Raw genomic sequence first — 22,198 nt, forward strand, 5'->3', positions numbered from 1 at the left:
TCTGGGCGGCCACGAGTCCAGGGCCCGACCGCTTTCAGTCATCCACGGCCGAGCGCGTTGATTGCGGCGAGGTCGGCGAACAGGCGGGCCGGTTGTTCCCACCGCGCGCCACCGCGTGGCTCGAACCGACCGGGCGGGTGTGCGCCGGCCACCAGCCGACGGCCGTCGTCGAGCGAGCCGATCGTCCCCGCCGAGATGGCCTGCACCAGCAGGTTCCCGGTGGCGGTGGCCTCCACGGGCCCGGCGAGCACGTCACGTCCGGACGCATCGGCCGTTGCCTGATTCAGGTAGCCGTTCATCGACCCGCCGCCGACGACGTGAATGCCCGGAACGGGCCGACCCGTCACGCGCTCGATGGTTGCGACCGCCGCCGCATAGCGGAGGGCGAGCGAATCGAGGATCACCTTTGTCAGCCGCACCGGGTCGTCGACGTCGTCCTGCCCGGTCGCCGCGAGCGAGGTGCGGATCGCGCGCACCATGCTGCCTGGCGCAAAGAAGCGCTGGTCGTCCGGGAAGATGACGCCGGCGAAATCCGATACTCGAGCAACGGCTGCGATGAGCGCCGTCAAATCGTGCCCCCGGCCTTCTGCGGCCCATTCGCGCCGACACGACTCGAGCAACCACAGGCCCATCACGTTTGTCAGCAGGCGCACGCTCCCGAACACGCCGGCTTCGTTCGTCAGGCCTGCCTCGGATGCCTCCGCGGTCAGAAGCGGCGCATCCCGTTCCACGCCGACCAGCGACCAGGTGCCGGACGAGATGTATGCCCAGCCCGGAGCGAGCGGCGTGCCCGCGACGGCGCTGGCCGTGTCGTGCGTGCCGGGCGCCACCACGGCGGCGGGTGCGACGCCCAGCCCGTCGCAGAGTTCCGGCCGAAGTGTGCCAATGGCGGTCCCGGCATCCACGACGTCCGACATCAGGCCGCGCGGCAGGCTCAACCGATCGAAGAGCTGGTCGTCCCAGCAGCGAGTACCGGCAGCGAGCAACTGGGTGGTGGATCCGTTCGTCCGCTCCGTGACGATCGACCCGCACAGTTCGTGATGACAGAAGTCGGGGATGAGGAGGAGGTGGCGTGCACGCTCCGGCAGCCCGTCCCGCACGTGTGCCCGGAGCTGGTACAGGGTGTTGAACGGGAGAGACTGGATACCGGTGCGCGCGAAGAGTTCGTCACGCGGCACGGCGGTGAAGACCGAGTCCATCGCACCGGACGTTCGTTCGTCGCGGTAGCAGACCGGCTCTTCCACGAGGCGGCCGGCCTCGTCGAGGAGGGCGTAGTCAACGCCCCACGAGTCGACGCCGACCGAGGTGATCGGTGCGCCCGTCGACGCGGCCGCGTCGTGCGCGAGCCGGAGGCCCATGCGGATCCCGTCAATCAGGCCCGCGACGTCCCACCGCAGATGCCCGTCGACGCGGCGTGGAGCATAGTGGAAGCGGTGCACCTCGCTGACGTGGAAGCCCGTGGCATCCGCACCGCCAATCAGGGCCCGTCCGCTGCCGGCCCCGAGGTCGATCGCGACATGCCGAGCGCCGTGTGTGCCGATTGGATGCGCAACGCCCACAAATGCTCTCCGCGGCTACCTCGGTGGTCGCGGCGGTTGGCCGGCGACGAGCGCCTCGCGCGCGCCGATGCCGGGCGCGTCTTCCTCCGCCGCGCCTTCATGCACACGCATCCGGAACGCTTTGCGAATCACCCTTCACTCCCCTCCGGGCGCGCTCGGGCGCGGGAGCCGAATTCGACGAACCGGAGGACGCGGGGCCGAACGGTGCCCCCCACGATAACTCAGGGCCAGAACGGGATCCAGCGTGCACGTCGCGCGCAGGGAGTTTCACCGTCCGAAACACTCTGCAGACCGCCGGAGCGGGAGCTGCCGATGACGAATCGCCTTCCAGCAAGCCGGCCAGCGCCACGCCGGCGATCGCACCATCGAGTACGCCGCACCGCCCGACGTGATGCCGCTCACGCTCGACATCCATCCTGCCGGCCACTCCTCGTGCTGGCTCCAGGAAGACGATGGGATGAGCCCCGAGTATCAGAGGCAGGTCGTTGCGCAGACCGAACTCACCGCCGACCTGCGGCCGGGTGCGTTGACGATCGAGGTGCACGCGCCCACCGTGCCCTTCCACGTCGATTCGCGGGCGGTCGATCGGTGGTGACCGTTTACGGGTGTGCGCCCAGGTAGTTCCCGTAGCCGACGACGATTGTCGACAACAGCAATGTGGCCACGCCCAGCCGGAGCAAGAGCATCGCCTTGCCGCTCGCGCCGCGCCACTCCCTGAGGATCACACCCCACATGGTGGCGAAGATGATGATGCTGGCCATGTGCACGGTCCAGCTCGAGAACTTGTACGCGCCCATCTGCGTCTCGCCCATCGAGTAGAAGAAGAACTGCAGGTACCAGAAGATGCCGCCCATGGCGCTGAACACGTAGTTCCACAGCACGGGCACCGGCGTCTTGTCCTGGCGGCCATCGGCGGGGATTCGTTTCGCGGGCTCGCCCTCGCCGAAGCCGGGGGCGAGCGCGGTGGACGGCGACTCGGCGCGGATCTGGCAGCTGAAATACTGGAACCCGGTGCGGTTCTTGATGTTGAGATGGATGCACCAGAAGGCGTTGGTGCAGAATCCTCCGGCCAGCACGACCACCAGCACGGGCAGCCCCTGCCAGATGGCATCGGTCCCGTGCTGCATGGTGATGGCCTTGATCGGGTTGCCTGACGCGAGTCCGAAGGCGAAGCACGCGCTGAAGACGCCCGAGACCGCGGCCACCAGCACGCCCTTCCGGAAGTTGAACTCCACGACGTTGCCGAGCTTCTGCTCCGCCGGCATTTCCACCTCCTTCTTCCGTCCGGCGAGCCCGGTAATCAACACGCCGGCCAGGCAGATGAAGACGCCAGCCAGGATGACGTTGCCGTGGAAAGGAGTGATCAGCTTCGCGGTGAATTCGCCCCTGTACCACGGCTCGGTGAGCGTGCCCACCACGGCGCACCACCCGAGAACCATGGCCATGCCCAACCCGACGCCGAGGTACCGCACGGACAATCCGAACGTGAGATTCCCGATCCCCCACAGCATGCCGAAGAAGGCGCAGTAGGCCAGGGTGCTCGGGGGCGTCTCTTGGAGGACCCCCATCAGGTCGTTGGTGTTGAGCGCCGCCATCATCCACGGCATGATGATCCAGCTGAAGAAGCCGCCGGCAAGCCAATACGTCTCCCAGGACCACCGTCTCACGAAGCGGTAGGGCACGACGAAACTGCCCGAGGCCAAGCCTCCGAGCCAGTGGAAGAACACGCCGAGGAACGGGTTGGGAGACATGGGTACGTCCTATCGTGATGGTGTTGTCGCCCGCGCGGCCGGCGCGGCGACAAGTCGGATGGGACCGAAGAGACCGGCAGGAACGGGCCGCACCTTGTCCATGTCCTGGGGCTCGAACCGCGTACCGTACCGGAGGCTCAGCAGCGTGTGGTCGGGCAGCGCGTGCCCGGCCATGTAGTTGATCGCGAGGTTCGCGACGTCGATGCGGATGACGTTGGGGCCCGACCGCAGGAACGGGGTCACGTCCAGGGAGTACGGCGGGCACCAGACGGAGCCGGCGCGCTGGCCGTTCACGAAGACGACTGCAGCATCACGCACGGGCGCATCGAGCCACGCCTGCATCCGCGCCTTCGGGCCGCCGACGTCAATGACCTTGGGCGCGCCGAGATCGAGGCGGAGCGACTGTCCGCGTCTCAGCATCGCCGCGGACACGTCGACGGTCTTCTCGTACCTGGCGACCCCCGAAAAGAACCGCGTCGCCTCATCGTCGGTCCAGGATCGCAGCGTGGCCCACTCCGTGGGCGCCCCCGTCGGACCGAAGGTCACCCGCCAGCCTGAGCTGATGTCGAGGGGCGGAGGGAGCGTCCCGGATCGTGGGGGACGTCCGGCCGTCATTCCAGCCGCGCCCATGGGGAACACGATCACCGTGGACTCATACGGCGCGAGGTCGAGGGCCAGCGTCGCGCCAGACCGAGGCGTTGGGCGACGAAGATCGACCGGCGCACGCTCCCCCGTCAACGGGTTCCACTGCTCCACCCCACGAGCCGGGACGCGGAATGTCGCGTCGAACGACTGGCGTACGTTCGACGTGTTGGCCACGAAATAGATGTCTCCCGCCTCGGTGCGCCGGTGCACGAACCCGATGTCCCGAGCGCCGGCGGACACCGCCATGTCGGGCAGCAGGCGGGATCGCAACGCCACGCCGAGATTGGCCTCTTGCTCGACGAGCAGGCCGGCCGGTGACGCACCGCGGAACAGGCGATCAGCCGTCGTACGGATCTCGTCATGGTCCGAGGGCGAGGCCAGGTAGCCAGGCGCCAGCGCCGGTGTGCGCCTCGTCGCCACCACGCACACGCCCTGCTTCGCGAAGGACTCGAGCGCACGAATCGTCCGGACCGGCATCCGTTCGACATCCGGGATGACGATGGCGCGATAGCGGTTCCGACCGATCGCGATGTGGCCCTGATCAACCCGCGCCCGTTCGGCAAGCACGGTGTCATCGATGAAGTCGAGATTGAACCCCGCGTCGAGAACGGCCGACACGACGTCAGGCCCGAGGCGCCGGGCCATCGCCTCGATCAGGCTCCCGACCTTTCCCGGCGCGAACCGCGCCCAGGCATCGTCGTTCGGCAGGTAGACGGCGACGTCGTTCGCCGGCCGGCCCTGGCGCAGCAAGAAACTCGTCCGCTGCAGGTAGCGCGCGAGGTCGGGCATCACGATCCACCAGGGGTTCTTGTCGTTGAAGACGCCAGCGGCGTAGAACCGCCACCCAGGATACGCAACCCCGTCGGCGGTGTACGGCCACCCATGCCCGATCAACTGGTTGATGCCCTGGAGGAAGTGCAGGTCGGCTTCCGCCTTCATGTCGAGCGGTGTCGCCATGAACGTCGGCGAATGCAGCCATGTCCACGTCTCGGACGATATGACCGGCCGGTCGTAGAGGTGCCCGATCGACGCTGCCCACCGCGACGCGCGTAGCGTCTTCCACTGCGCCCCTTCGCCTTCGGGGAGATCGACGCCGGCGTTGCTCGAGATGGTGGCCGGGGGGATGCCGTATCCCTGGAGCCTGAACCGCGTGCCGTGGCGCCGCGCCCACTCCTGAACGGGCGCAAGGAAGCGCTCCGTCACGAGTTCGGTCAGCGTCTGGCCCCAGTCGTGGCGAATCGCGGCCGTGGTCGGCCCGGCATCGAGTACGAGCGCGGGCAGCAACAAACGCAGGTCGTAGCCGCGGCGAGCCCGAAACGCCTCGAGGAGATCGTCGGTCCAATCGGACCCGTAGACTTCGAGGCTGTCGCAGAACACCGCGTACGGCGGCGCGGCGCCGAAGGCCGACAGCAGGCGATCGCCAACCGCCTGCAGATAGTGATCGACCGCGGCGCGATCGTAGTGGTTGAGGACGAACCCTTCGGCGCCAACGGCGGGGCGCTTCACCATCATGCCCGTCCGACTGCTGATGAAGAACAGGACCTCCCGGGCGCGCGGCAGACGATCGGGCAACCGAACGATCCCGTCGGCGATGGGGGTGACTTCGCGGAGGCCGTCGGTGGTGGAGGCCGGCGAGGACGGCGCCAGAAACGCTGCGATGAGCCGTTCGCCAGCGCGAATGTCGGGCGCGGGCACACGATCGACGCCCGAAGCCACGGCAACACGCTCGACCCGCAACCTGCCGGCGGCCTGGCTGATCCCGACCTGTGGGCCGCCGTACGGCCATCCGCTGCCCACGGTGAGGTCGACGCGCAGGCCGAGCTCTTTCGCCGTTCGAGCGGCGAAGCGCACGTCGTCGATGAAGGCGTCGGAGAGAAACGGGTGGGTGACGAGGTGCTGCGCGGAATCGTCGAGCACCAACGGATACACCGGCTGGATTTCGAACCCGCCGATGCCGCCGTCCTTCATCAGGCGCATTTCGCGCTCGAGGCCCGCCGTCGTGACCGTCGGCCCGAACCACCACCACCGCATCATGATCCGCGCCTCGTCTGGCGGCGTGCGGAACTGGCGTGCGAGGTCGGCCAGGGCGGACGACGCGGCCTGCGCGGCGGATGGGGGCGTGTTCGTGATCTGCGCGAGAACCGGACGACTCGCGCTCGCCGCCAGCAACACGGCGGAGATGACGGCGGCCGACGTCGCGGTGCGAATGCCTGTCAGGCGCATGGTATTGTGTGGAGCCTGCGCGTGTCGGGACGACCGCGCAAGCAATCACACGACGGACTTGATCGGGTACACGTCGCGGGCGGATCGTCGCGTGTTGGACGCTGGTTCCTCAACCATGGACGTTTTGTATAGCACAACTCCTGACCGCTGTCATGCGGAGCGAGCTGGGGTCGGTGACGTTTCTGTATGCAAACCCCTCCTCGTGTCGTTCGCCGGGCTTGCCCGGGCCGGGCGCGAAGCGTGACAGTGTCGATCCTGCCGGAGGGGTGGCCGTAGCGAGGCAAGGGGGGGACACGTCATGGCGATTGCGTGGAATGCGCTCATCGAGGCTGACAGGGACCGATCCGGCGCGGCGCTGGACGACGACTACGACCACCTCGGGCGCCAACTGGCGCGTCGCGGCATCGACATCGCCGCGGTGCAGGCCCGGGCCGCGGCCTTCGTCGTGGCTGTGCCCTCCTGGGGTGTCGCCACGGGAGGCACACGCTTCGCACGGTTTCCCGGGCCAGGCGAGCCCCGCAACGTCTTCGAGAAGCTCGACGACTGTCAGGTGGTCAACCGGCTTGTCCGCATCGCCCCGGATATCTCGCTGCACATTCCGTGGGACGAGCCGGACGATCCGGACGCGCTCCGGGCGTTTGCCGCCGAACGCGGACTCACCCTCGGCACGACCAACTCCAACACGTTCGAGGATCAGCCCGGTCAAGCGCAGTCCTACAAGTTCGGCAGCCTCTCTCACACCGATCCGGGTGTGCGCCGGCAGGCCGTGGAGCACAACCGTCACTGCCTCGAGTTGGGTCAGAAACTCGGCGCGCGCGCACACTCGGTCTGGGTTGGCGACGGCGGCAACTTCCCGGGCCAGCACCACGTGCGCCGGGCGCTCGATCGGTATCTTGACAGCCTCAGAGCCATCTACGCCGTCCTGCCGCCGGACTGTCGGCTCTTCATCGAGCACAAGCTCTACGAGCCGGCGTTCTATTCGACGGTGCTCAACGACTGGGGCGTCAGCTACTACTGTGCCCGAGAACTCGGCGACCGGGCGTTCTCGCTGGTCGACTTCGGCCATCATGCGCCGAACGTGAACATCGAGATGATCGTCGCCCGCCTCATCCAGTTCGGCAAGCTGGGCGGCTTTCACTTCAACGACAGCCAATATGGCGATGACGACCTCGATGCGGGATCCGTCAAGCCGTTCCAGCTGTTCCTGGTCTTCAACGAACTCGTGTGCGCGGAGATGGAGCAGGTGGCCGGCTTCGATCCGTGCTACATGCTCGACCAATCGCACAACGTGACCGATCCAATCGAGTCACTGATGGTCAGCGCCATGGAGGTGCAGCGGGCCTACGTGCAGGCATGGCTCGTGGATCGTACGGCGCTCCACGCCTGTCAGGAGCGCAACGACGCGATCATGGCGCTCGCCACGCTGAAGCAGGCCTTCACGACCGACGTCGCCCCGATACTCGCCATGGCCCGCCGCACCCGGGGCGGCGCGATCGACCCGGTGGCGGTCTATCGGGCGAGCGGCTATCGGCAGCGCGCAGCGGAGGAACGCCCCGCCGACGCGCGACGCGGAGGCGGGATCGTCTGACGGCAGGGGCTCCCGATTCCGGTCCCTACATGAACTCGCGGAACAGTTCCTTCGCGGGCCCCGGGATCACGGCCTTGCCGACCAGGATCCCCTCCTCGGATGCCACCGCGGCACCAGCCGCGACGGCGGCTTCGACGCTCGCGATGTCGCCCGTCATCAACACGAAGCCCTTGCCGCCAATCGCCATCGCCAGGTGGACTCGGAAGAGCACCACATCGGCGGCCTTGGCCGCCGCGTCGGCAACTTCCACGATGCTCGACGCGGAGAAGGTCTCGATGAGCCCAAGCGCACTGACCCGCTCCGGCGCCGCATCAACCGACAAGCCGATCGCGGGGAACACACTCGGGTGCACCTTGGTGACGACGCGCCGTTCGATGAGCGACCCGCCGCAGAGCGCCGCTCCCGCGTCCACAGAGGATTGCACGGAGGCCACCTCACCGCCGATGACGATGAGGTACTTCCCTGAGCAGATGGTCCGCGCGAGCAGCAATTCCACGCTCGCCGCTTTGAGCATCGCATCCTGTGCCACGTAGCCAACGGCGATGGAGGCGACCTCGACCAGTCCCACCGACCTCAGCTTCGACACGCCAGCCTCCCTTTCACCCTCACGCCTCAATCACCACGGCGTCGCCAACCGAACACACGACGCCCGCGATGCTGGCGTGAATCCGGGCTCCGAGCGCACCGGCCGCCGGAGCCGCGACGAGATCACTCACCGAGACACGATCGCCCGGTCGAACAACGGCCACGGCAGGGGCGCCGGCGTGCTGCTTGAGCGGCAGCACCACGCGGCGTGGTGCGACGGCGAGATCCTCGAGCGGCCCGACGTTGTCGAAGTCGGTCAGGCCGAGCCTCGACATCAGGCGGCGCATCGGCACACGCCGGTCCGCCGCCAGCGGATGCGGCACCACGGATTCTGCCGTTCCGGACCAGGACAGCCCTCTCTCACGTGCGACCGGCTTCGCCGCCGCGCACACGTTCTTGGGGTCGAGGTTCTCCGGGCACGAATAGAGGCTGCACAGGTTGCACTCGCAGCAGTAGAGCGTGCTCGCCACCATCGACGTCGGGCTCGGGGAGAATCCCAGTGACTGCATCGCCCGGTGCGGCTCGATCGGATGGCCCATGAGGTAGCGCGGGCAAAGGTCCGTGCAGAACCGACACTGGTCGCACGCAGACCGGCCGATTCGTGCGATTTGGCGCGGGGTCGCCCTGTAGCGGCCTATGAGTGGGTGCGCGGTGGGCAGGACGATGAGGCCGCCGAGGGTCTTGGTGACGACTTCATCGAGCCCGGAGGCGAGCCGGCCCATCATCACGCCTCCCATCAGCACGTCGAATTCAGCCACGGTGGCCCCGCCAGCCCGCGCGAGGACCGCACCGATGCTCATCCCGACCGGGACGCGCAGGGTGACCGGCGCCCGAACCGCGCCGCCAACCGTCACGTATTTGTGGGTGACCGGCTCATTCAGGCCGACGTTGACGAGCGTCTCGACATTGGCGACGACCGTGTCGACATCCTTGGGCAATCCGCCAGGCGGGATGACGCGACCGACAGCGTCGTAAACCAGCAGGAACTCGTCGCCGGCCGGGTAGCTGTCGCGAAGCGGCAGGATGCGCACACCCGACGGAAGCCTGGGCGCCAATCCGGACATCACGTCCGAGTACTTCTCCTTGATCCCGATGATCCCGATGCGAGCGCCGACCAGCCCCATCGCCGCCGAGAGCCCGCGCAGCATCGGTTCCGCGAGATGGGAGAGGAGCTCTCTGTCCTTGTGCAGCAGTGGCTCGCACTCGGCGCCATTGACGATCATCGTCGAGACGCGGGTCGCCAACTTGGCGGCGGTGGGAAATCCGCCGCCGCCGGCGCCGACGACGCCCAGTTCGGCGATACGTTCGAGCGACGTGGCCACGGGTGGAACTGGGGACGGCCCGCTGGATCTATTTGGCATCTCTATGACCACTTTCTATCATATTTGGTCATTGTTGTGACCGATAGAATAGATAATCTGTTTGACATCTGTCAATCAGGTTCGTATCATCATGCCGATCGCAGGTTGGGAACAGTGAACAGATAAGGAAATAACACGGTATCAGCCTCCATCGCTGGACGGCGCCAAAGACGTCATTATCTGTCACTATCTGTCATTGCATGAACATCCTGGTCGCCAACATCGGGAGCACATCGTTCAAGTACCGACTGTACGCGGTCGAGCGCGACAGCGTCCTCGCCCAGGGGCGGATTGAACGCATTGGACAGCCCGGGAGCGCCTGTCCGGACTATGAGGCGGCCATCGAGCAGTGCGTCGCCGGGATCGCAGGCCAGGGCAAGCCGCTGCGACAGCTGGCCGAGCTGGCCGCCATCGGTTTCAAGGCCGTGCATGCGGGCCCGGTGAGCGGCGCGCGCCTCATCGATGCCGAGGTGCTGGCGGCCATGGACGAGTTCGCGTTCTTCGCGCCCGCGCACAATCCCCCTTACGTCGCCGCGATGCGGTCGTTCCAGCGGGCGCTCCCCGACGTGCCGCTCGTGGCAGTGTTCGAAACCGCGTTCTTCGACCGGCTCGACGAGGCCACCACCACCTATGCGGTCCCGCTGGGGTGGCGCGACGAGCTCGGCGTGCGCCGGTACGGATTCCACGGCGCCAGCCATCGCGCCGCCAGCGAGCACACCCGCTCAACGCTCGGCGCGGGCCTCCGCCACATCTCCTGTCATCTCGGCGGCAGCTCGAGTGTGGCGGCCATTCGCGATGGCGTCGCCATCGACACCAGCTTCGGCATCTCGCCGCAGTCGGGCCTGCCGCAGAACAATCGCTGCGGTGATCTCGACGTGTTCGCCGCCCTCTTCGTGATGAAGAAGCGCGGTCTCGGTCCGGACGAGATGGCGCGGGTGCTCGCCACCGAGTCCGGGTTGGCCGGCCTCAGCGGCCTCAGCGGCGACATCCGCGATCTCGATGACGCCGCCGCGGGCGGCCACGCGCCTGCGCGGCTCGCGCTCGATGTGTTCGTGCACGCGGTCCGCCACTACGTGGGAGCCTTCCTCGTGGAGCTGGGCGGCGTCGATGTCGTGACCTTCTCCGGCGGGATCGGCGAGAACAGCCCGGCGATTCGCGCGGACGTCTGCGCCGGTCTCGCCGGGCTCGGCATCGCTCTCGACCACGGCCTCAACCAGGCGGCCCGCGGAGAGGCCAGGATTTCCTCGGCCGCCTCGCGTGTGGCCGTCCTCATCGTGCCGGCCGACGAAGAACGGATCGTGGCGCGCGCCACCGCCGACGTCGTGGCGCGGAGGATCGGCGTGTCGGGAGGCAGGGATGGCCACTGAAAACTGCGTGGCATTCAGCCGCGCGCTCATCGAAGACATCGTGCGCCAGGTGGCCGCATCCAGGTTCGGCCCCGGCGGCCAGAGCGGCCCGAATCCGCTCGTCGTGCATCCATCGGCCCGGCACATGCACGTGAGCCGGGAGGACCTCGATGCGCTCTTCGGCCCTGGCTACGAGCTGACGCCGGATCGGCCGCTGTACCAGGAGGGGAACTTCGCCGCGAAGGAAACGGTGACGCTCGTCGGTCGCCGCGGCCGCGTGATCGCGAACCTGCGCATCCTGGGGCCGCTTCGCACGCGGTCGCAGATCGAGCTGGCGTTCTCCGACGCGATCGGCCTCGGCCTCGAGGATGTGCCGCTCCGTTTGTCGGGCGACATCGCCGGCACACCCGGCGCGTACGTCATCGGGCCGGCGGGCATGGTCCACCTCCGCGAGGGCGTGATTCGGGCGGCCATTCACGTGCACATGAATCCCGCCGACGCCGACCACTTCGGGGTGAAGCACGGCGACGTCATGGCGCTTCGGGTCGGCGGCGATGCCGGGATCGTCTTCGGCCGCGTACACGTTCGCATCGATCGCAACGCGCGGCTCAACGTGCACATGGACACCGATGAGGCCAATGCGTGCGCGTTGCACCAGGCCAGGGAGTTCGAACTCATCAGCGAGAAAGGGGGCGAGCGATGAAATCGGATCAACAGGAACAGGGGCGGGCGACGAAGCCGGCGCTCGGGATGATTGAGACACGGGGGTTGGTGGCGCTCTTCGAAGCCGTCGACGCGATGCTGAAGGCGGCCAACGTGACCTTCACGACCTGGGAGCCGGTGGGCTCGGGTCTGGTCACGGCGTTTGTCGAGGGCGAGGTCGCAGCGGTCAAGGCCGCGACCGACGCCGGCGCCGATGCCGCGAAGCGGCTCGGAGAGGTTGTGAGCGTCGTGGTGATTCCGCGCCCGCACGACGACTTGAACGGACTCATCGGCACACTCGGGCCCAAGCCTGCCGCAGGCAGCGTGGCGTAGACGCGGGTTCTCAAGGGAGCTGGATCATGGTGGAAGCACTCGGATTGATCGAAACCAAGGGGCTCGTCGGCCTGGTGGAAGCCACCGACGCGATGTGCAAGGCGGCCAACGTCAGGCTCACGCGGACGATGCAGATCGGCGGCGGGTACGTGACGGCGGTCGTGCGCGGGGATGTGGGCAGTGTCCGGGCGGCCGTTGACGCCGGCGCCGCCGCAGCCAAGTCGGTCGGTGAGCTGGTGGCCTTCCATGTCATCACTCGCCCGCACGATGGCCTCGTGGACGGCATGCTCTCGTAGACGCCGGGAGGGCGAGATGGCACAGATGGCAATTGGCATGATCGAAACGCACGGACTCACGGCATTGATCCAGGGCGCCGACGCGGCGCTCAAGGCCGCCGATGTCACCTTCAGGGGGTGGAAGAAGGTGGGCAGCGGGTTGTGCACGGTGTTCTTCGCCGGAGACGTGGCGGCGGTGAAGGCCGCCGTCGATGCCGGCGCCGTGGCGGCGCGGACCGTTGGCGAAGTCGTCAGCGTCCACGTCATTGCGCGTCCGCACGACGATGCGATGGCGACCTTGCCGGGCTAGCCGGCCGCTGACCGCGCGTGCTGGAGGGGGGCGGCGAGGCCTCGCCTGGCAGGTTCCGCGCGGCTCATCCGTCGAAAGGAAGGGACCATGTTTCTTGCGAAGGTCGTCGGCAGCGTCGTGGCGACGCAGAAGCACGCGAAATTCCAGGGCATGAAACTGCTGCTCGTTCAGCCCTACGTCGCCAAGGGCGGCGTCGTGAGCGAGTCCGGCAGTTCCGTCGTCGCGGTCGACAGCGTTGGCGCCGGGCTGGGGACGTTCGTCCTCTTCACGCAGGGAAGTTCTGCGCGCCTCACACCGGCCACCAAGGACAGCCCGACCGACGCCGTCATCGTCGGCATCGTCGACACGATCGAGATGGGCGGCGCGAAGGTGGAGATGCCGCAATGATCGACCGGGATCGCGTGGTGGCGGAAATCGCCCAGGAGGTCGTGGCGCGGCTGTTCGCGCACGCCGGCACCACGCCGGACAACGGCGCACGGACCGCGTCAGCCCGGGCCGGCGCTGCGCCCGGAGGCGCCACTCGGCCTGCCGTCGCGCCATCCTCGTCGAAACGGGCGGCCATCGGCCACGGCGTCTTCGCCACCGTCGATGAAGCCGTGAGGGCCGCGGCCTCCGCGCAGTCGCGCGTCGCGGAAATGAGCCTCGGGGATCGCGGGCGCATGATTGCCGTCATCCGACGGCTGTGCGAAGAGCACGCAGAGGATCTCGGCCGGATGGAACTGGCCGAAACGCGCATCGGCCGGCTCGATCACAAGATCGCCAAACTCAAGGCGATGCGCTACGTGCTTGGCGTCGAGGTGATGCGAAGCGAGGCGCGCAGCGACCAATCCGGCCTGTGCCTGATCGAGCGGGCGCCGTGGGGTGTGATCGGCATGGTCCTGCCCGCGACACACTCGGTGCCCACGATGGTCAGCAACGCGATCAACATCCTGGCCGCCGGCAACACCGCCGTGTTCAGCCCGCACCCCGCGGGCGCGGCCGTGGCCGCGTACGCGCTGGCCATGTTCAATCGCGAGATCGAGCGCGAGGTCGGCGTCGTCAACGTCATCACGACCGTCGTCGAGCCGAGCATCCAGTCGGCTGAGGAGATCTTCCGCCACCCGACCGTCGCGCTCTTGTGCGTGACCGGTGGCCCTGCTGTCGTCAAGGCCGCTGCGCAGTCCGGCAAACGGGTCATCGCGGGAGGACCGGGGAACCCGCCTGTGGTGGTCGACGACACGGCCGATCTCGACCTCGCCGCCCGATCGATCATCACGGGTGCGGCTTTTGACAACAACCTGCTGTGCATCGGCGAGAAGGAGGTCTTCGTCCTCGAGGCGGTCGCCGACCAGTTCGCGGACGCTCTGCGGCGGGCCGGGGCCGTGCAACTGGACGGACGTGCGATCGCGAAGCTCACTGAAGCAGCGTTCGCGTTCGACGGCCCGGGGAAGGGCTGCGGCCGTGCGCACGTGAAGCGCGACCTGCTCGGCCAGGATGCAAGCGTGCTGGCCGCGGCCGCGGGCGTCCATGTCCCCCCGGGGACAGACCTGCTGTTCGGCGAGACCGGGGAAGCGCATCCCTTCGTGCAGGAAGAGCAGATGATGCCGTTCCTGCCGGTCGTGCGCACGCCCTGTATCGACGCGGCGATCGCGGCCGCGCTGGCCGCCGAGCACGGCTACCGCCACACCGCGGTCATCCACTCGCGCAACGTCGAACATGCGACGCGGATGGCGCGCGCACTCAATACGACGTTGTTCGTGCAGAACGCGCCTTCCACCGCGGCGCTCGGCGTCGACGGCCCCGGGTACTTCAGTCACACGATCGCCACACCGACCGGCGAGGGCGTCACGACGCCGATGACGTTCACCCGGGAACGCCAATTCACGATCGGTGGCGCACTGCGCGTCGTCTGACGAGGAGATATGTTCCTGGCGCGCATCGACGGAGTGCTGACGCCCAGCCGCAAGCACGCGGCCCTCGCCGCCGTGCGCTTCCTAATCGCCCAACGGGTGGAGGCTGACGGCCGAACGAGCGGCGAACCGCTGGTCGTGCTGGATCGGTTGGGCGCCGGGCGGGGATCGACCGTGCTCGTGTCAACCGACGGCAACGTGGCCCGCGAGTGGCTGGGCAGGAACGTGCCCGCCCGACTCGTGGTGGTGGGTCTCGTGGACCACGTGCACGCGCCGGGCCAACCGGGCGGCGGTGCGCGGTGAGGCTCGGAATCGTGCGCGGCCACGTGGTGTTGTGCCTCGCCGCCCCGGGACTCGCAGGAACGACGCTCCTGCTCGTCGAGCCGGTGACCGCGGAGAATCTCGAGGCGCGAAACGGCGAGGGTGGCGGGCGTTCCGTGGTCGTGGCCGATCGCCTCTCGCCCGGCGAGGGGGAACTCATTGGAATCGTGGAGGGCGCCGAAGCCACCAACGCCTACTATCCGGGAACGGCGCCGGTGGACGCCTACTGCGCGCTGGTGGTCCGCGACTACGAGTTCAAGCCCCCGCCGGCGGACTGGAAGCAGGGAACGGAAGGACACTGATGGAACCGATGGATCTGACGGCGTACGGCGTCATCGCGATGAAGGACGTCGACACGGCCGTGCGCGAGGGGGCCACCGAGATCCTGACGCGCGAGCGGGTCGTCTTGACGCCTTCGGCGCGGGAAGCCGTGCTAAGGCACGGCATCGTGCTGCGCGCGGTCGATCACGATGCCTCGTCTGGCGTGCGCGCGCGACGAACACGATCGGGTGCACCGGCAGGCGCCGCAACCGATGCCGCCGTGCCCACCGTGCTTCCCGCCGCTCCGGCCGAACTCTCGACGCGGCCTCCCGTCAGCCGGGCCGTCCGCGACCTGTTCAATTCGCCGGAAGCCGTTGCCATCAAGGACGAGATCGTGACGACGGGACAGAAGCTGTGGCGCCGGCAGTTCGTGGACGGCAACGGCGGCAACATCTCGTATCGCCTCGGGCCAAACGAAGTCATCTGTACGCCGACGCTGCTCAGCAAGGCCGACCTGCGCCCCGAGGACTTGTGCCTGGTGGACCTCGACGGCAACGAACTCATCGGCATCCGCGCCCGGACCAGTGAGATCTTCCTCCACCTCGCAATCTACAAGGCCCAGCCGAAGGCCAAGGCCGTCGTCCATTGCCACCCTCCGCACGCGACGGCCTATGCGGTGATCGGCCGGGTGCCGCCCTCGGCGGTGATTCCCGAGTTCGACGTGTTCGTGGGACGCGTGGCCTACGCGCCGTACGAAACGCCCGGGACCAAGAAGTTCGCGCAGACGGTCCTGCCCTTCGTGCAGAACTACAACACCGTCCTGCTCGGCAACCATGGCATCGTCTGCTGGGCCGACACGGTGACGCACGCCGAGTGGTACGCCGAAGTTCTGGAGACCTATTGCTGGACGCTGACGATCGCGTCGCAGCTCGGTGTGCCTTTCTCGAGGATTCCCGCGGAGAAGGAAGCCGACCTCCTCGAACTCAAGCAGCGCCTGGGGCTTCCCGATCCGAGGTTCAATCCGGAAGCGTGCCGGCTCCGAGAGATGGCCGCCGAGGAGCCGGGCGCCATCGTGGTTGCGCCTCCGCCGGGCTGTGTCTACGATGAGAGACCGCCGGACGAGATGGATCTCGACGCGATCGTGCGCGACGTGACCGAGGCGGTGGTCACCATACTCGAACGACGAGGCTTCAAGACATGAATCGGACCGGCCGGCACCTGCGCATCCGCCAACTCCTCGAGCGCCAGGAATTCGTCGACCTGGAATCGCTCTGCCGCCTGCTGGACACCTCCGAGTCGACGATCCGCCGCGACCTCGTGGAACTCGAGCGCCAGAGGATCGTGAAGCGCGTGCATGGCGGCGCGCTCGCCGTCCAGCCGCGCGATCATCTCCTGGATCACGACTGGCAGACCAGGCGCCAGTCGGACGAGAAGCAGCGCATCGGCCGGCTGACCGCGACCCTCATCGACGAAGGCCAGACCGTCATCCTCGACGGGGGATCCACCGTGGCATGCGTGGCGGGCGAGCTGGCCGACCGGTCGGTGCATGCCATCACGAACTCGCTGGCGATTGCCCAGCTCCTGAGGGCCTCGCGCAACGTCGAAGTCACCTTGACGGGCGGCTATTTGTTCCCGCGGCTCGAGGTCATGCTGGGGCCGCTCTGCGAACGGATGCTCGCCAGCGTGGCCGCCGACGTGCTCGTCATGGGAATCGGGGGGATCACCAGCGCCGGCTTCAGCAACAACAACACGCTCGTTGTCGGATCCGAACTCCGCATGATCGAGGTGTCGCGCACCGTCATCATCGTGGCCGATGCCACGAAGTTCGGCCGGCCCGGGATGGTCCCCGTGGCTCCGCTGGAGATCGCCGACGTGGTCGTATCGGACTCGTCGCTCGCGCTGGAGTACCGCCAGATGCTCGAGGACCACGGCGTCAGGCTCCTCCTCGCCTGAGGACGCGCCGGCCTCCGGGATTGGCCGCCACGGTCCCCGGGTTCCTCGCGGCAACTTCCGGTTGTGCCCAACAGCGGAAACGCATATAAGGCTCTGAAGAGAGACCTCTCCCTGGGCCACGCGGCGACTCATCATGGAGCACACGTCGATGCCCGCATCTGAGTCACTCTACGCTGGCGCGACCGCTCGCGACGACAACCGGCGGCTCTTTCCCATCGAGCTCTCCGCGACCGGGAGGGTGTCTTGGATCGCCCTCGTCGCCGTCGCCTATTTCCTCGCGGCGCGGTTCGGCCTCGCATTCGTGATGGAACCCGAGGGCATCGCTCCCATCTGGATGCCCGAGGGCATCTTCCTCTCCGCCATCCTGCTGACGCGTCGAGAAGTCAGGCCGCATGTCGTCGCCGCGCTCTGTCTCACCGACTTCGCGGCGGAGTTGCTTGCCGGAACGCCGCTCCGCGTCAGCGGCCTCTACGCGCTCGTCCTGACCGGTGACGCGCTGCTGAGCTTCTGGCTGATAGTCCGGATCGCGAAGTCTCCCATCACGTTCGGGAGGACTCGGGACGTCGTCTGGTTCCTCGCCCTCGCCGTCATAGTCAGCAACGGCCTCACGGCGCTCGCGGCCGCCGCGGCCTCCGAGTTCATCCCGGGGGCGTCGTTCTGGCTGTCGTGGCGATTGTGGGCGACATCAGACGCCATCGGCAACATCCTCGTCACTCCTCTCCTCGTCGTCTGGGCTTCCCCGAGGCCAGGCAGGGCGGCGACCTGGAATGCAACGCGGACGATAGAGGCGGCGGCGCTGTTCGCGGCGCTCGCCTCGCTGAACTTCCTGGCCTTCGGCTACCTGTCCGGATCCGGCCTGTTCTTCCTCCTGCTGCCCTACTCCACCTTCCCGTTCCTCATCTGGGCCGCCCTTCGATTCGGAATGCGTGGTGTCACCGCGGCCCTGGCGATTCTGGCTGCGATTGTCATCCCGTTCGCCGCCGCCGACAGGCTCCCGACCTTCTACTACTTCGGGACACTCGTGAGCGACGTGATCATCGTCCAGCTCTTCCTGGCCATCATGGCGATTCCCGCGCTCTTCCTGGGAGCGAGTGTGGCCGAGCGGAAGGAAGCCACCGAATCGCTGGACGAGCAGCACGCGAGGCTGAACAAGGCCGAAGAGATCTCGCTCGTGGGAAGTTGGGAGCTCGATCTGAGTACGAACCGCCTGATTTGGTCGGATGAGGTCTACCGGATCTTCGGATTCGCCCCGCGATCCGTTGAAGTCACGTACGAAATGTTCCTCGAGGCCGTCCACCCGGAAGACCGGGCGGGCGTCGATGCCGCGTACGCCGGTTCGCTCCGGGATCGGCGGGACGAGTACGAGGTCGAACACCGGGTCGTCCGGCGGGCGACGGGCGAAGTCCGTCACGTGCTCGAGAGGTGCCGGCACCTTCGGGACGCCTCGGGGCGAGCCGTGCGATCGGTGGGCATGGTGCACGACATCACGGAGAACCGGCGGGTCGAGCAGACGCTGCGCGAGAGCGAATCGCGGTTTCGCGCCATCTTCGAGGATTCGCCGATCGCCATCTGGGAGGAAGACCTCTCGACCGTCAAGGCGCGCTTCGACGAACTACGCCGGTCGGGCGTGACCGATTTCCGGGCGCACCTCGATCGGAACCCGGACGAGGCCTCGCGCCTGACGGCCAGCGCGCGCGTCCTCGACATCAACCAGGCCGCCGCCAGGGTTCTCGGCTTCGAGAACAAGGACGCTGCCATCCGCGATATCCCGCGCCATGTCACCGCCGAGTCCCTTCAGGCCTTCAAGAATGGACTGATCGCCCTCGCGGAGGGCCGGACGCACTTCCACGATGAGGTTCCGCTCCTGACCGCCGATGGCACGACGGCGGTGTTCGACGTGACCTTCGCCGTCCAGCGCGGACACGAAGACACGCTCTCGCGCGCCCTGGTTTCGTTCGTGGACATCACCGAACGCCGGCGTGCGGAGGCAGCCGTTCGCGAGCGAGACAAGTACATCGAAGCGATCCTCGAATGCTCCCCTATCGGGTTCGCCGTCAACACGATTCACGATGGCAGAATCGTGTTCGTGGGCGGAAAGTTCGAGGACATCTACGGCGTCCGGCGGGGCAGCGTTCACTCGGTCGAGGAGTTCTTCGAGGAGGTCTACCCGGATCCGACGTTCCGCGAGGCCATGCGCGCCCGCATCGCCGCCGACATGGCCAGCGGCGACACCGCCCGGATGCGCTGGGAGGAGATTCCGATTACCACCGCCGACGGGGACAAGCGGTTCGTCACGGCGATCAACATCCCCGTGCCCGGCCAGAACCTCATGGTGTCCACCGTGCAGGATGTCACCGCGCGTCACCGGGCCGAGGCGGCGCTGCGCGAGAGCGAGGAACGTTTCCGCACGCTCATCGAGCAGGCCGGCGACGCGTTCGAGTTGCTCGATGCGGAAGGGCGGTACCTGGATGCAAACACCGCGGCCTGCCGGCAACTGGGATGTTCGAGGGAGGAACTGCTGCGCTCGACGGTATTCGATACCGACCCCCTGCTGACCAGGGAACACTACGCGACAACATTCCAGGCGCTGATGGGCAAGCCCGCGGTGACGTTCGAGAGCACCCACCGGCGATTCGACGGAACGACGTTCCCCGTGGAGGTCTGCACGTCGGTCACCCGGCTGGGAGACGACCTCCGGGCCGTGACGCTCGTTCGCGACATCACCGAGCGCAAGCGCGCGGAGCAGGAGAAGGAGAAGCTGCTAGGACAGCTCATGCAGTCGCAGAAGATGGAATCGGTCGGGCGACTGGCCGGCGGCGTCGCACACGATTTCAACAACATGCTGAGCGTCATCCTCGGGAACGCGGAGTTGGCCATCTCGGATCCGGCCGTGAATCCGCCCGTCCGGGAGTGCCTGCAGCAGATCCAGGCGGCCGCGGTCCGATCGGCGGACCTGACCCGGCAGTTACTGGCCTTCGCCCGCAAGCAGACGATTGCGCCCAAGGTCCTCGACCTGAACGACGCCGTGACGGGCATGCTGAAGATGCTCAAGCGGCTCATCGGTGAGGACATCGACCTGGCATGGAAGCCGAGAGCGGACCTGTGGCCGGTCAAGCTGGACCCTGCCCAGATCGACCAGATCCTGGCGAACCTGTGCGTCAACGCCAGGGACGCCATCGCCGGGGTGGGCCGGGTGACGATCGAGACGGGGAAGGCCGGTTTCGACGAGTCCTACTGCGCGACTCACGCGGGCTCACTGCCCGGCCAGTTCGTCATGCTCGCCGTCAGCGACGACGGCTGCGGTATGAGCCAGGAGGTCCTCGACCATCTCTTCGAGCCCTTCTTCACGACGAAGGACTTCGGCCATGGCACCGGACTGGGCCTTGCCACGGTGTACGGGATCGTCAAGCAGAACGACGGATTCATCAACGTCTACAGCGAGCCCGGTCAGGGGACCACCTTCAAGATCTACCTTCCCAGGTTCCAGGCCGAGGAGGTCGAGGAGGTCGTGGCACCGGAGGACCGGGCGCCCCGCCGCGGCACCGAGACCGTGCTGCTGGTGGAGGACGAGGGGATGATCCTGAAGCTCGGCGCCACGATCCTGGGCACGCTTGGTTACTCGGTTCTCGCGGCCCGTACGCCGAGCGAGGCGTTGTCGATCTCCGCCGGGCACGAGGGGCCGATCCATCTCCTGATCACCGACGTGGTGATGCCCGAGATGAACGGACGCGAGTTGCGGGATCGGATCCTGGCCGAGCGCCCTGAGACCAGGACGTTGTTCATGTCCGGCTATACCGCCAACACGATTGCCCACCACGGCGTCCTGGAGGACGGCATCCTGTTCCTCCAAAAACCGTTTTCGATCAGGAGCCTGGCCGGCAAGGCCCGCGAGGCGCTCGATCGGTGAGGCACGCCCCCGCATCGTGACCCGCGAGGTCCGGGAGCAGAGGCTCTCGCGGTCAGTACGCCGGCACGATGCGCCGCATGATGATGTCGAGGGTCGCCATCCACTGAGCGGCTGCCACGGCCGAGCCGACCCCCTGCCAGCGGTTCGTCGCGGTCACCACCAGTCCCACGCGCGGTACGACGACGATGAACTGGCCGCCGAAGCCGTTCGCGAAGGTGAAGTCCGATCCGGCGGTCTGGCCAGTCCACCATCCAAAGCCGTAGCCCGACGCATACGCCTGGGCACTCGTCGCCATCTGCGTCCGTGTCGCGTCACGAATCCAGCTGGCGGGGACGACCTGCCGTCCGCCGGCCTGGCCGCCCGCGAGGACCAGGTTTCCGATGGCCACCATGTCCATCGGCGTGAGCCTGAGGCCGGCCGCGGCGTTGTTGTAGTCCTGTCTGTCGACCTCCCACTGGCGCGACCCGATGCCGAGTGGCCCGAACAGGCTGTCGCGCGCGAAGTCCGCGGTGGACAGGCCGCACGCCCGCGTCAGAATCGGCGACAGCACGTGGTAGGCCGCCGAGAAGTAGCTGAAGCGTGTGCCGGGCGGGGCGAGCAGCGGCTGATCCCAGACGTACGCGACTTGGTTCGGCGCCGCCGCCCACCGGTTGTACTCACCCACGTCGGCCAGTTCGTCGCCTCCAATCCCGCTGGACATCGTCAGCAGATGCCGCACCGTGACCGCCGCTCTCGCGGGGTCCGACGGGCCGAGCGGACCGAGTAGTTCTCCGACGGTCTGGTCGAGCGAGCGCAGGCACCCTCGATCGAGGGCGATGCCCACCAGCAACGAGACGACGCTCTTGGTGCCGGACCGTATGTCCTGGGGCGTGTCCGCCCCTCCACCGTTGGAGTACTCCTGGCGGTCGATGACACCGTCGTGTGCAACCACCAGGCTCGTCAGGTTCACCTGCTGCCTGGCGAACGCATAGGCCGCATCGAGTGCCGCGGTCGTCCCGCCGCCGCCCGGACTCGGCGATGCGGAGGAACTGCCGCCGCAGCCGATTGCGAGTCCCAGCACCGTCGTGGCGCCGATCAGCCCCAGACACCCGCAGCCATTCATCGACATCGGTCCGTGCCTCCTCCGACGTGCCGTCCGGCAACGCCCGTGCCACCGACCTCCATTCTGAACCAGCGACCCCGGCTTGGC

20 protein-coding genes are annotated in these 22,198 nt (G+C 67.6%); 14 read left to right on the forward strand and 6 right to left on the reverse strand.

Translation table 11 applies throughout. The annotated features are described in order from the left end of the window. Positions 1–38: 38 nt before the first annotated feature. Positions 39–1,559 carry a rhamnulokinase family protein gene (locus tag VGK32_08475; GenBank protein HEY3381789.1) on the reverse strand — a complete coding sequence of 507 codons (1,521 nt, stop codon included), beginning with the start codon at positions 1,557–1,559 and terminating at the stop codon, positions 39–41. A 391-nt stretch (positions 1,560–1,950) separates the two neighbouring features. Between VGK32_08475 and VGK32_08480 the strand changes: the two genes are divergently transcribed. After that, the gene (locus tag VGK32_08480; protein ID HEY3381790.1) at positions 1,951–2,154 is read left to right on the forward strand and encodes a DUF5110 domain-containing protein; all 204 of its coding nucleotides are present in this window, start codon (positions 1,951–1,953) and stop codon (positions 2,152–2,154) included. A gap of 4 nt (positions 2,155–2,158) precedes the next feature. Here the strand turns inward: VGK32_08480 and rhaT are convergent, their stop codons facing one another. Both rhaT and VGK32_08490 read right to left on the reverse strand, forming a co-directional pair. After that, positions 2,159–3,310 carry an L-rhamnose/proton symporter RhaT gene (gene rhaT, locus VGK32_08485; GenBank protein HEY3381791.1) on the reverse strand — a complete coding sequence of 384 codons (1,152 nt, stop codon included), beginning with the start codon at positions 3,308–3,310 and terminating at the stop codon, positions 2,159–2,161. Positions 3,311–3,319: 9 nt separating this feature from the next. After that, positions 3,320–6,178, reverse strand: coding sequence for a glycosyl hydrolase (locus tag VGK32_08490; GenBank protein HEY3381792.1), 2,859 nt, complete (start codon positions 6,176–6,178; stop codon positions 3,320–3,322). 298 nt (positions 6,179–6,476) lie between these two features. On the opposite strand from VGK32_08490, the gene rhaI reads away from it, so the two are divergent. Next, entirely contained in the window at positions 6,477–7,766 is a 1,290-nt protein-coding gene (rhaI, locus tag VGK32_08495) for an L-rhamnose catabolism isomerase (protein ID HEY3381793.1), read from the forward strand. Between the two features lie 25 nt (positions 7,767–7,791). Here the strand turns inward: rhaI and VGK32_08500 are convergent, their stop codons facing one another. Both VGK32_08500 and VGK32_08505 read right to left on the reverse strand, forming a co-directional pair. Then, on the reverse strand, positions 7,792–8,352 hold the full coding sequence (locus tag VGK32_08500) for a BMC domain-containing protein (protein HEY3381794.1): 561 nt from the start codon (positions 8,350–8,352) through the stop codon (positions 7,792–7,794). 19 nt (positions 8,353–8,371) lie between these two features. After that, positions 8,372–9,712 (reverse strand): 4Fe-4S dicluster domain-containing protein, encoded by a 1,341-nt coding sequence (locus VGK32_08505; protein ID HEY3381795.1) that lies wholly within the window; start codon positions 9,710–9,712, stop codon positions 8,372–8,374. Positions 9,713–9,912: 200 nt separating this feature from the next. On the opposite strand from VGK32_08505, the gene VGK32_08510 reads away from it, so the two are divergent. The 12 genes from VGK32_08510 to VGK32_08565 all read left to right on the forward strand — a co-directional run bounded on the left by VGK32_08510 (position 9,913) and on the right by VGK32_08565 (position 21,009). Continuing rightward, the gene (locus tag VGK32_08510; protein ID HEY3381796.1) at positions 9,913–11,079 is read left to right on the forward strand and encodes a hypothetical protein; all 1,167 of its coding nucleotides are present in this window, start codon (positions 9,913–9,915) and stop codon (positions 11,077–11,079) included. After that, the gene (gene pduL / locus VGK32_08515) at positions 11,069–11,761 is read left to right on the forward strand and encodes a phosphate propanoyltransferase (GenBank protein HEY3381797.1); all 693 of its coding nucleotides are present in this window, start codon (positions 11,069–11,071) and stop codon (positions 11,759–11,761) included. Before VGK32_08510 ends, pduL begins: the two co-directional genes overlap by 11 nt. Beyond that, positions 11,758–12,093 carry a BMC domain-containing protein gene (locus VGK32_08520; protein ID HEY3381798.1) on the forward strand — a complete coding sequence of 112 codons (336 nt, stop codon included), beginning with the start codon at positions 11,758–11,760 and terminating at the stop codon, positions 12,091–12,093. Before pduL ends, VGK32_08520 begins: the two co-directional genes overlap by 4 nt. 26 nt (positions 12,094–12,119) lie before the next feature. Next, positions 12,120–12,389, forward strand: a complete 270-nt coding sequence (locus tag VGK32_08525; protein ID HEY3381799.1) for a BMC domain-containing protein — start codon at positions 12,120–12,122, stop codon at positions 12,387–12,389. Positions 12,390–12,405: 16 nt separating this feature from the next. Beyond that, positions 12,406–12,678, forward strand: coding sequence for a BMC domain-containing protein (locus VGK32_08530; protein ID HEY3381800.1), 273 nt, complete (start codon positions 12,406–12,408; stop codon positions 12,676–12,678). A gap of 87 nt (positions 12,679–12,765) precedes the next feature. Continuing rightward, complete coding sequence (locus VGK32_08535) at positions 12,766–13,065, forward strand: EutN/CcmL family microcompartment protein (protein HEY3381801.1); 300 nt, start codon at positions 12,766–12,768, stop codon at positions 13,063–13,065. Continuing rightward, the gene (locus VGK32_08540; protein ID HEY3381802.1) at positions 13,062–14,570 is read left to right on the forward strand and encodes an aldehyde dehydrogenase; all 1,509 of its coding nucleotides are present in this window, start codon (positions 13,062–13,064) and stop codon (positions 14,568–14,570) included. The genes VGK32_08535 and VGK32_08540 overlap by 4 nt, the downstream gene beginning before the upstream one ends. 9 nt (positions 14,571–14,579) lie before the next feature. Further along, a complete protein-coding gene (locus tag VGK32_08545) occupies positions 14,580–14,870 on the forward strand; it encodes a EutN/CcmL family microcompartment protein (protein HEY3381803.1) in 291 nt (96 codons plus the stop codon). Beyond that, a complete protein-coding gene (locus tag VGK32_08550) occupies positions 14,867–15,190 on the forward strand; it encodes a EutN/CcmL family microcompartment protein (protein HEY3381804.1) in 324 nt (107 codons plus the stop codon). Before VGK32_08545 ends, VGK32_08550 begins: the two co-directional genes overlap by 4 nt. Continuing rightward, entirely contained in the window at positions 15,190–16,350 is a 1,161-nt protein-coding gene (locus VGK32_08555; protein ID HEY3381805.1) for a class II aldolase/adducin family protein, read from the forward strand. The genes VGK32_08550 and VGK32_08555 overlap by 1 nt, the downstream gene beginning before the upstream one ends. Then, a complete protein-coding gene (locus VGK32_08560; GenBank protein HEY3381806.1) occupies positions 16,347–17,102 on the forward strand; it encodes a DeoR/GlpR family DNA-binding transcription regulator in 756 nt (251 codons plus the stop codon). The genes VGK32_08555 and VGK32_08560 overlap by 4 nt, the downstream gene beginning before the upstream one ends. Positions 17,103–17,250: 148 nt before the next feature. Beyond that, the gene (locus VGK32_08565; GenBank protein HEY3381807.1) at positions 17,251–21,009 is read left to right on the forward strand and encodes a PAS domain S-box protein; all 3,759 of its coding nucleotides are present in this window, start codon (positions 17,251–17,253) and stop codon (positions 21,007–21,009) included. Positions 21,010–21,061: 52 nt separating this feature from the next. Here VGK32_08565 and VGK32_08570 read toward each other — a convergent pair whose 3' ends face one another. Further along, entirely contained in the window at positions 21,062–22,117 is a 1,056-nt protein-coding gene (locus VGK32_08570) for a serine hydrolase (GenBank protein ID HEY3381808.1), read from the reverse strand. Positions 22,118–22,198 lie beyond the last annotated feature (81 nt).

The sequence above is a fragment of the Vicinamibacterales bacterium genome, from assembly GCA_036504215.1.
Taxonomy (GTDB): Bacteria; Acidobacteriota; Vicinamibacteria; order Vicinamibacterales; family Fen-181; genus FEN-299.

Coding starts and splice junctions, on each gene's coding strand:
- VGK32_08480 (HEY3381790.1), top strand. CDS start 1,951: ATGCCGCTCACGCTCGACATCCATCCTGCCGGCCACTCCTCGTGCTGG.
- rhaT (HEY3381791.1), bottom strand. CDS start 3,310: ATGTCTCCCAACCCGTTCCTCGGCGTGTTCTTCCACTGGCTCGGAGGC.
- VGK32_08490 (HEY3381792.1), bottom strand. CDS start 6,178: ATGCGCCTGACAGGCATTCGCACCGCGACGTCGGCCGCCGTCATCTCC.
- rhaI (HEY3381793.1), top strand. CDS start 6,477: ATGGCGATTGCGTGGAATGCGCTCATCGAGGCTGACAGGGACCGATCC.
- VGK32_08505 (HEY3381795.1), bottom strand. CDS start 9,712: ATGCCAAATAGATCCAGCGGGCCGTCCCCAGTTCCACCCGTGGCCACG.
- VGK32_08510 (HEY3381796.1), top strand. CDS start 9,913: ATGAACATCCTGGTCGCCAACATCGGGAGCACATCGTTCAAGTACCGA.
- pduL (HEY3381797.1), top strand. CDS start 11,069: ATGGCCACTGAAAACTGCGTGGCATTCAGCCGCGCGCTCATCGAAGAC.
- VGK32_08520 (HEY3381798.1), top strand. CDS start 11,758: ATGAAATCGGATCAACAGGAACAGGGGCGGGCGACGAAGCCGGCGCTC.
- VGK32_08525 (HEY3381799.1), top strand. CDS start 12,120: ATGGTGGAAGCACTCGGATTGATCGAAACCAAGGGGCTCGTCGGCCTG.
- VGK32_08530 (HEY3381800.1), top strand. CDS start 12,406: ATGGCACAGATGGCAATTGGCATGATCGAAACGCACGGACTCACGGCA.
- VGK32_08535 (HEY3381801.1), top strand. CDS start 12,766: ATGTTTCTTGCGAAGGTCGTCGGCAGCGTCGTGGCGACGCAGAAGCAC.
- VGK32_08540 (HEY3381802.1), top strand. CDS start 13,062: ATGATCGACCGGGATCGCGTGGTGGCGGAAATCGCCCAGGAGGTCGTG.
- VGK32_08545 (HEY3381803.1), top strand. CDS start 14,580: ATGTTCCTGGCGCGCATCGACGGAGTGCTGACGCCCAGCCGCAAGCAC.
- VGK32_08555 (HEY3381805.1), top strand. CDS start 15,190: ATGGAACCGATGGATCTGACGGCGTACGGCGTCATCGCGATGAAGGAC.
- VGK32_08560 (HEY3381806.1), top strand. CDS start 16,347: ATGAATCGGACCGGCCGGCACCTGCGCATCCGCCAACTCCTCGAGCGC.
- VGK32_08565 (HEY3381807.1), top strand. CDS start 17,251: ATGCCCGCATCTGAGTCACTCTACGCTGGCGCGACCGCTCGCGACGAC.
- VGK32_08570 (HEY3381808.1), bottom strand. CDS start 22,117: ATGTCGATGAATGGCTGCGGGTGTCTGGGGCTGATCGGCGCCACGACG.